We start from the raw sequence: 1,673 nt of genomic DNA, 5'->3' as shown, positions 1-1,673 counted from the left end.
CCCTTGAGGTTGCTGGCCGCCATCCGACTGACCGCGTTGCCACCTCCACCCCCCACGCCCACCACCTTAATTTTCGCGGCATTGCTCAGCATGTTCTCCTCTGGATGAGCCGCTGCCTTGGTCTGGGCTCCGTTTCTTTCATACTCGACCTGAGAGTCCTCCCCCGTGTAGCGCTCACTCCAATGGGAAGGCGTTGACTGAGTTTGCTCCAAGCCTTGCCCAGGACTGGGAGGATGGAAGTCTGACCAATGGTTAGATGGCATGTCAACCCTCAAGATAGCTTAATTCTGGCAAATATCGAACATGCTAGCTGATTTAATATAAGGCAACTCTCTTCAGATGCCAACGGTGAAGACGTTTGCGGATCTTCTAGCTAGGCGGATGCGGCCCCCAAAAAGAGCCTCATCCGGATAATCTGGGCGCTTTCATGTTTCGTACTTTGCCTATGAATCTTCTCTCGCAGTTAAGCTTCCTCTTTTGTACAAGCGAGGTTCCTATCGAAGGGTACGTATTCCCGAACACCTAGTAGATAGAGCCCAAATTAGGACGAACTGTTGCCCCCAGCGCGCTTCGGTCGGAGCTGAGCTTGCGCTTGCCTAAAAGCTAACTTTGCGTTTTCTTTTCGGAGTATTCGAGAATACTCACCCCTCCCAATTCGAGCCTGGCAGACCAACCGCCAATTTTTGCCGATTTTTAATGCTGAGGTTTGGGTATTCTGCAAACTACCCCACGGCTAAAGCCGAAGGCTTCTGCGCCGAAAGAGCCGGTGGGGGGGTGCCGTCGGGGATCCGCGCCATGGGCTTAGAGCGGCTGCAAATGGATCTCGGCGTTCAGCCGCTGGCACAGGGATCCCCCTGATCCTGCGCCGTCGTCCTGCTGGCCAGGGCCTCTACCACTTCGTCGGAGTTGGCAGTCAGCACCACAACGGGGCGCTCGCAGGCGAGGGGGAAAGCGTGCCAGGTGCCGCGGTGCAGCAGCAGCCCGTGCCCAGGGGGGAAGCGCAGGGCTTGCACTTTGTCTAGGTCGGGGAGGGTTTTGGGGGGAGCCATGACCATGATGAATGGCTCCTGTCCCAAGGCTATAAACACATACGCAGGTGGCGCTCCGGCAGAGCACGGCCGGGTAGCCGGGCAGGATCTTGGCGGTGCGGATGACGGCTTTGCCGGTGTACCAGCAGTCGATCCTAGTTTTTTTCGGGGCAGCCGAAGAAAGGGAGGAGCAGGCAACGGTTTTCTCACCCCAGTCTGAGTCTCTGCGGGCCTTATTCTGGTGAGCTGGGCGAGTTAAACTGCCTCTCGATGATGTGGCAAATTTGCCTGGCAGCGGTGCCGTCGCCGAAGGGGTTTTGAGCCTGGGCCATGCGGGCGTAGGCCTGGGGATCCGTGAGCAATTCTCGGGCCGCCTCCAGGATCTTTTCGGGATGGGCGCCCACCAGGCGGGCGGTGCCGGCAGCAATCGCCTCAGGGCGCTCGGTGGTCTGCCGCAGCACCAGCACCGGTTTGCCCAAAGCTGGCGCCTCTTCTTGAATGCCGCCGGAATCGCTGAGGATGAGAGTGCAGCGCTGCATGGCGCTGACCCAGCAGGGATAGTCCAAGGGCTCGGTAAGAAAAACTCGCTCCCGGGATCCCAACAGGGCCTGCAGGGGCTCTCGCACCGCGGGGTTGGGGTGGAGA

2 protein-coding genes are annotated in these 1,673 nt (G+C 59.0%); both read right to left on the bottom strand.

Features of this window, described 5'->3' with window-relative positions:
* Positions 1-830 precede the first annotated feature (830 nt).
* Positions 831-1,055 (bottom strand): ureidoglycolate lyase, encoded by a 225-nt coding sequence (locus NW809_RS12405; protein WP_206336818.1) that lies wholly within the window; start codon positions 1,053-1,055, stop codon positions 831-833.
* Positions 1,056-1,261: 206 nt separating this feature from the next.
* Positions 1,262-1,673 (bottom strand): UDP-N-acetylglucosamine 2-epimerase (locus NW809_RS12400; RefSeq protein WP_414402281.1); only part of this gene is annotated, 412 nt, incomplete at its 5' end.

Source organism: Synechococcus sp. WC101 (assembly GCF_047461555.1).
Classification (GTDB): domain Bacteria; phylum Cyanobacteriota; class Cyanobacteriia; order Thermostichales; family Thermostichaceae; genus Thermostichus.
The sequence above is the reverse complement of the archived record's forward strand: the minus strand, read 5'-3'. Positions and strand labels throughout refer to the sequence as shown.